This window comes from Deinococcus pimensis DSM 21231 (assembly GCF_000519345.1).
GTDB lineage: Bacteria > Deinococcota > Deinococci > Deinococcales > Deinococcaceae > Deinococcus_A > Deinococcus_A pimensis.
Map to the genome: position 1 here is coordinate 184,223 of NZ_KI912637.1, position 6,749 is coordinate 190,971.

The 6,749-nt window shown below is 71.2% G+C and carries 6 protein-coding genes and 1 pseudogene; all 7 read left to right on the plus strand.

Annotation, left to right across the window (positions count from 1 at the left end; all coding sequences use genetic code 11):
- Nucleotides 1–315: pseudogene (locus DEIPI_RS0109720) on the plus strand (metallophosphoesterase); the annotation flags it as partial.
- Nucleotides 316–454: 139 nt separating this feature from the next.
- Nucleotides 455–1,330 (plus strand): phosphate/phosphite/phosphonate ABC transporter substrate-binding protein, encoded by an 876-nt coding sequence (locus DEIPI_RS0109725; protein ID WP_027481658.1) that lies wholly within the window; start codon nucleotides 455–457, stop codon nucleotides 1,328–1,330.
- A 114-nt stretch (nucleotides 1,331–1,444) separates the two neighbouring features.
- Nucleotides 1,445–2,191: a phosphonate ABC transporter ATP-binding protein gene (phnC, locus tag DEIPI_RS0109730; RefSeq protein ID WP_027481659.1), complete on the plus strand. Its 747-nt coding sequence runs from the start codon at nucleotides 1,445–1,447 to the stop codon at nucleotides 2,189–2,191.
- Between the two features lie 8 nt (nucleotides 2,192–2,199).
- Nucleotides 2,200–3,939, plus strand: a complete 1,740-nt coding sequence (gene phnE / locus DEIPI_RS40915) for a phosphonate ABC transporter, permease protein PhnE (RefSeq protein ID WP_211238270.1) — start codon at nucleotides 2,200–2,202, stop codon at nucleotides 3,937–3,939.
- 304 nt (nucleotides 3,940–4,243) lie between these two features.
- Nucleotides 4,244–4,660, plus strand: coding sequence for a YbaN family protein (locus DEIPI_RS0109740; protein ID WP_045234039.1), 417 nt, complete (start codon nucleotides 4,244–4,246; stop codon nucleotides 4,658–4,660).
- A complete protein-coding gene (locus tag DEIPI_RS29955; protein ID WP_052351674.1) occupies nucleotides 4,657–5,637 on the plus strand; it encodes an alpha/beta fold hydrolase in 981 nt (326 codons plus the stop codon). The genes DEIPI_RS0109740 and DEIPI_RS29955 overlap by 4 nt, the downstream gene beginning before the upstream one ends.
- Nucleotides 5,638–5,816: 179 nt before the next feature.
- The coding region (locus tag DEIPI_RS0109750; protein ID WP_027481662.1) for a glucose-1-phosphate adenylyltransferase family protein at nucleotides 5,817–6,749 on the plus strand (933 nt) is incomplete at its 3' end.

A 6,749-nucleotide genomic window follows, 5' to 3' on the forward strand; every position in this document is an offset into this window, starting at 1 on the left:
CCCCGCGCGCACCCCGACTACCCCGACGCGCGCACCGCGTCCCTGTGGATGCGCCCCTACGACGGCCCCTTCGACCTGCCGCCCGGCGTGACGTGGAGCGTCCACGGCCACACGCCCGTCCGCGAGCCCTGCCGCCTCGGCGCGCAGGTGTACACGGACCTCGGGGCGGTCGTGACGGGACGGCTCTGCCTCGCCGCGCTCGACCCCGCCGGACCCTCGGAGCTCACCGTGATCGAGGGAGAGGGCAGCGCTCGCCGCGCCCGCGCGCTCCCCATGTTCGGCGTGTCCCTGCCGTCCGCGCACGTCCGGGCGTGAGCGGCGTCTGAGCCGCCCTCTCACCCGGATGTGCGAAAAGTACGTGCCCCCCTTCAAGCACCCCTCACTTGACCGTTCAGTTTTTGTTTATACTTTCTTCTTGGGTGCCGGGAAACGGCGCCGCCCCTCCAGGAGAACCATGAAGAAACTGCTTGCTCTGCTCGCCATCGGTGCCCTCGCCGGGAGCGCCCAGGCCGCTGAAAACTGCCGCGTCATCAACATGGGCTTCAACCCCGCCCAGGACAGCGCCGCCGTCCTGACGAACGGCAAGGCCATCGCCAAGTACCTCGAGAGCCGCATCCGCGGTATCGAGGTCCGCACGACCGTCGCGCAGGACTACCAGGCCCTCGTCGAGGCGACCCGCAGCGGCAAGCTCGACTTCGCGTGGCTCTCGCCCGTCTCCTACGTCGAGGCGCACGACCAGGCGAACGCCCAGGTCCTCCTCAAGAGCGTCCGCGGCGCCGGCCCCTACTACTGGAGCGCCTTCATCGTCCGCAAGGACAGCGGCATCAAGACGCTGGAGGACATGCGCGGCAAGAGCATCGCCTGGATCGACCCGACCAGCGCGGCCGGCTACACCTTCCCCCGCAGCACCCTCGTCGCCAAGGGCATCGACCCCGACAAGTTCTTCGGCAAGCAGACCTTCGCGGGCAAGCACGACGCCGCCGTCCTCGCGCTGCAGAACGGCACCGTCGACGTCGTCGCGACCTTCTCGAACAACACCAAGGGCACCAGCGGCTCCTGGACGCAGTTCCTGAAGCCCGAGCAGGCGGCGAACATCACGCCCGTGCTCTACAGCAAGCCCATCCCCGGCGACACCCTCAGCGTCCGCGGCGACTACCAGAACGCCTGCGCCGACGTCGTCACCCGCGTGCGCTCCGCCATCGTCGGCATGAAGAGCGACCCGGACGGCAAGGCCCTCCTCAAGAAGCTCTACACCATCGACGCGATGATTCCCGCCAAGGACACCGACTACGACGTCGTCCGCGCGGCCATCAAGTCCAGCAAGAAGTAATCCCTCGGGCGGGGAGACGGCGCGGCCGTCTCCCCGTCTTCTCGTGACGGCGCGCCACGGCGCGTCATCCCAAACGGGGAGGCCAGCGCCTCCCCCTTTTTCTGGAGTCTGCACATGATCGAGGTCCGGAACCTCACCAAGATCTACCCCAACGGCACCAAGGGCCTCGACGACGTGAACGTCACGATCGGCGACGGCGAGTTCATCTGCGTCATCGGCCTGTCCGGCGCGGGCAAGAGCACCTTCCTGCGCTGCATCAACCGCCTCAACGACGCCACCAGCGGCCAGATCCTCGTCGACGGCGAGGACATCGCGCACGCGCAGGGCCCCAAGCTGCGCGCCCTGCGCCGCCGCATCGGCTTCGTCTTCCAGCAGTTCAACCTCTCCACGCGCCTCACCGCCGAGGAGAACGTCCTGTCGGGCCGCCTCGGCTACCACAACCGCTTCGCGGGCCTCCTCGGGCTCTACACCGCCGACGACCGTCAGCGCGCCGCCGAGGCGCTGCGCCGCGTCGGGCTCGCCGACAAGGTCAGCGTCCGCGTCGACCAGCTCTCCGGCGGTCAGCAGCAGCGCGTCGCCATCGCCCGCGCCTTCGCGCAGAACCCCACCCTCATCCTCGCGGACGAACCCATGGCGAGCCTCGACCCGAAGCTCTCCAACGTCATCATGGGCATCCTCAAGGAGTTCAACAAGGACGGCATCAGCGTCCTCGTGAACATCCACGTCCTCGAACTCGCCACGCAGTACGCCGACCGCATCCTGGGCTTCAACAAGGGCCGCCTCGTCTTCGACGGGCCGCCCAGCGCCCTCACGCCGTCGGAGATCGACCGCATCTACGCCGGGAGCGTCGCCGACCTATGATCACCGCATTGATTCTGGCCCTCCTCATCGTCGTCTTCACGTGGCTCTCGTTCGGCTCCGGCCTGCGCCTCGGCGCGGTCGGCGCGGTCGGCCTCGTCGTCGCGTTCCTCGCGATGCCCTTCGTGGACGTCGTCGGCGCCCGCAGCGACCAGGGCACCGCCCTCACGCCCTTCGGCCTCGCCTTCACGTACCCCGTGCTGTGGCTCGTCCCGGTCCTCGCGATCGTCGCGGCGATCGTCTCGCTGCGCGCCACGCCCCGCGTGGGCGGCGCCGCCTTCGCCGTGGCGGGCGCCGTGGCCCTCGCGCTCGGCCTGACCTTCCGCAGCGGACCCGAGCACTTCATCACCCTGCGCGCCATCCCCGGCGTGCTCGAGGTGATCCTGCCGCTCGCGCTGGGCGTCGTCACGTACCTCCTCACCGCCGGACAGAAGGGCGCCGCGCGCCGCAACGGCCTCATCGCCACGATCGCGCTGCCCGCGCTGCTCGCCGCGCTGCTGTTCTCGCCGCTCGGCGCGAACCTCTTCCCGCAGCTGCGCAACTACTACCAGGTCAGCGCGCCCATCACGTCCGCGCAGGCGCAGACCGTCACGAACGACTGGTCCCTCGACGTCAAGGACTTCCTGCAGGCCGACGTGCAGAAGCGCGCCGAGGACTGGCGCGCCACGCGCGAACTCCTCGCGAGGCCCGCGGCGGGCACCGACCGCGCCAAGCAGAACAAGGACTACTACGACCTCGTCGACGAGTACGCCCTGCGTCGCCGCGCGCCCGGCGACACCACGCCCCTGCCCGCCACGGTCGCCACGCCCGACGAGGTCCCCTACGGCTTCCCGCCCGGCCCGGAGGCCAGCGACGGCGGCGTCCGCCGCGTCATCGCGCGCGGCGCCGAGTACGGCTTCAACACCTGGATGCTCTTCTCGGGCCTCGCGCTCGGCGGCGGCCTCATCCTCGTCACGCGCGGCGGCGGCCTCACGTACACCCCGCGCCGTGACCTCACGAGCGCCCTCACGCTGTCCCTGCTCGCGGCGGCCGTCGCGGCGGGCTTCAACAGCACCGGCTTCAACTTCCGTGACCTGTACGTGAACTGGCCGTGGATCGCGGACTTCATGGGCCGCGCCACCCCACCCGACCCGTACTTCCTCTCCGACGTCATGCGCGAGATGGTCATCACCATCAACATCGCCCTGATCGGCACGCTCGTCGCGGCGGTCTTCGCGCTGCCCCTCTCGCTGCTCGCCGCGCGCAACCTCACCGAGAAGAGCCTCCTGACGCGCGTCGCGTACTTCATCACCCGCACGTTCTTCAACGTGGACCGCGGCGTGGACACCCTCATCCTCGCGCTGATCCTCGTGGCCGCCGTGGGTCTCGGGCCCTTCGCGGGCGCCCTCGCGATGGCCGTGCACTCCATCGCCGACCTCGGCAAGCTCTACAGCGAGGCCATCGAGAACGCCGACAAGGGCCCCATCGAGGCGCTCGAGGCGTCCGGCGCGCCCGGCACGAGCGTCGTCCGCTGGGCGCTGCTGCCGCAGGTGCTGCCGCTGTTCCTCAGCTACACCCTGTACCGCTTCGAGATCAACTTCCGCGTGTCGATCGTGCTGGGCTTCGTCGGCGCGGGCGGCATCGGCTTCCTCGTCAGCGAGACGATGCGCGGCGGTCAGTACCCCAAGGCGATGATCGCGATCATCGTGATCGTCGTGGTCGTGAACGTCCTCGACTTCCTCTCCGCGGCCGTGCGCCGCAGACTCGTCTAAAGGTTGTAGAGACGCGTCACCGCACCAGGCAGAAGCGAGGGGCCGTCCCCGAGCGTACGACGCCAGAAGGTTGGAGAGACACGTCACCGCACCAGGCAGAAGCGAGGGGCCGTCCCCGAGCGTACGACGCCAGAAGGTTGGAGAGACACGTCACCGCACCAGGCAGAAGCACCGGACCGCTCCGGTGCGTACGACGCCGAACGCTGAACTTCAGAGGGCCCCGCGAATGTCGCGGGGCCCTCGCTCCACGTACGGGCAACGTCGTCCGCTCGACACCCGGCCCGCCGCGCTCTACCCTGACCTCGTGAACGATCCCCGCCCGCGCGCTCCGCTGCCCGCCCCCCTGCGGGGCCTCCTGATCGCGCTGGGCTTCGTGCTGGTCGCGCTGGGCTTCGTCGGGCTGGTCCTGCCGGGCTTCCCAGGCACCGTGTGGTTCGTGCTGGCCGCCGCGTGCTTCGCGCGCAGCAGCCCACGCTTCGAACGGTGGCTGCTCGGCCTGCCCGTCGTGGGCGAACTCGTCGCGGACTTCCGTGCGGGACGCGGCATGCCCCTGCGCGCCAAGGTCCTCGCGTCCGTCATGATCGCCGTGGCGGTCGGGGTGAGCGCCTGGCGCTTCATTCCCGTCTGGGAGGGCCGCGTCGCCTGGGTGCTGGTGGGCCTCGTCGGCATCTGGTACGTCACCCTGCGCGTCCCGACGCGAGCGCCTCGCGGGGACACTTGAACCGTCGGCGCTGGGCGCTCACGGTGTGGCTCGCGGGCGCCCTGACGGTCCTCAAGCTCCACACGGACCGCGTGGTGCGCGACGTGAACACCCGTGGCCCCGCCGGGCACGTCGAGCCGCTCCCCACGGGCGACGTGCACGTCCTCACGGCGGGCGCGGGGCGGGGCCGCCGCGTCGTCCTGATCCACGGCAGCGACGGCGTCGTGAACGACTGGCCCCTGTGCGGCCTCATGGAGCGCCTCGCGAGGCGCTTCTCCCTGCTGGCGTACGACCGGCCCGGGCACGGGTACACGCCCGTCCCGAATGGAGAGGACGTCACCTTCGACCTCAACGTGCGGATGCTGCGCGGCCTCCTGACCCGGCACGGCCTCACCGGACGCGCGGACGCGCCCGTCCTGCTGGGCCACTCGTACGGCGCGTCCGTCGCGCTGTCCTACGCGCGTGTCTACCCCGCGGACGTGGCGGGCCTCGTGCTGATCTCCCCGACGGCCTTCCCGAAGGGTCGGCTGGAGAACCCCCTCGCGCACCTCATGCTCGTGCCGGGCCTGCGTCAGCTCCTCACGCGGGTGCTGCTGCTGCCCGTCGGACGGGTCGTGGCGCGCGTGGAGGGCACCCGCGCCTTCCACCCGGCACGGCTGCCGCGCGCCTGGGAACGCATGATGCTCGCGCTGTCGCGCCGCCCGTCGCAGGTGACGGCGCTCGCGCGGGAGAACGGGAACATCAAACCGGAACTGCGCGAGCTGGGCCGTCACTATCCGGACGTGACCGTCCCGGCGGTCGTGCTCGGCGGCCGACACGACCTCCTTACCCCGTACCGCGATCACGCCGAACCCCTCGCGCGCGCCCTCGGGAACGCCCGGCTCGTCACGGTCGAGGACGGCGGGCACCAGCTGCACTGGACGCACCAGCACCTCGTCGAGGACGCCCTCGACGAGGTGCTGCGCCGTGTGGGGGAGGGGGCGGGCTCTCGCTCATGACCGTCGTCGAGGTCCCTCCGTGTGACCGGCGCGTCATCCTGTCCGCGTGCGAACCGTCAGCGAGCTCCGCGCGGGCCTCCCGGCGGGCGTGCGGCGTCTGCTGGGGGACGCGCCGCGCGTGAAGTCCCCCTGAGCGCCCGCCCCGGGCTCCTCACGCGCGCGCCTGTCACACTCGCCGCATGACGGCCTCGCAGTCCGACCGAACGTTGAGCCGCAACGTCGCCTCGCCCGGCTCGCCCGGACACGGAGCGCGTGTCCTCGCGCTCGTCCTCGCGGGCGGCAGGGGCAAGAGGCTCGGCGTCCTCACGAAACGCCGCGCCAAGCCCGTCGTGAGCTTCGCGGGCACCTACCGCCTCATCGACTTCGCGCTGTCCAGCGTCGCGAACAGCGGCATCAGCGACGTCTGGATCGTCGAGGAGTACCGCCTGCACACCCTCAACGACCACCTCGCCAACGGTCGCCCGTGGGACCTGGACCGCACGCGCGGCGGCCTGCTGGTCCTGCCGCCCTACTCCGGCGGTGACGAGGACGAGGGCGGCTTCGCGTCCGGCAACGCCGACGCCCTGTACCGCCACCTGCCCCTCCTGCGCGAGTACGCCCCGGACGTGCTGCTCGTCCTCAGCGCCGACCACGTCCACACGCTCGACCTCGTGGACGTCGTGCGGACGCACCTGGACTCGGGCGCGCGCGTGACGCTCGTCACGGCGGACCTCCCGCTCGGCGAGGACGCCACGCGCTTCGCGAACGTCGTCGCGGACGACGAGGGCCGCGTCACCCGCTTCGAGTACAAACCCGACCGTCCCGTGTCCGATCACGTCGCGACGGAGGTCTTCGCGTACGACGCGCCCGCCCTCTTCGAGCGGCTCGACACCCTCGCGCGCGAACTCGGCGAGGACGGCCTCGGCGACTACGGCGAGCACCTCGTGCCCTCCTTCGTGCGCGAGGGTGAGGCCCGCGCGCTGCACACCGCGGGCTACTGGCGTGACGTGGGCCTGTACGACGCGTACTGGCGCGCGCACATGGACCTCGTGGACGGGCGCGGCGTCACCCTCGACGATCCCGCCCGCCCGGTGCTGTCGTCGAGCGTGCCGCGCACGCCCGCCCGCGTGGAG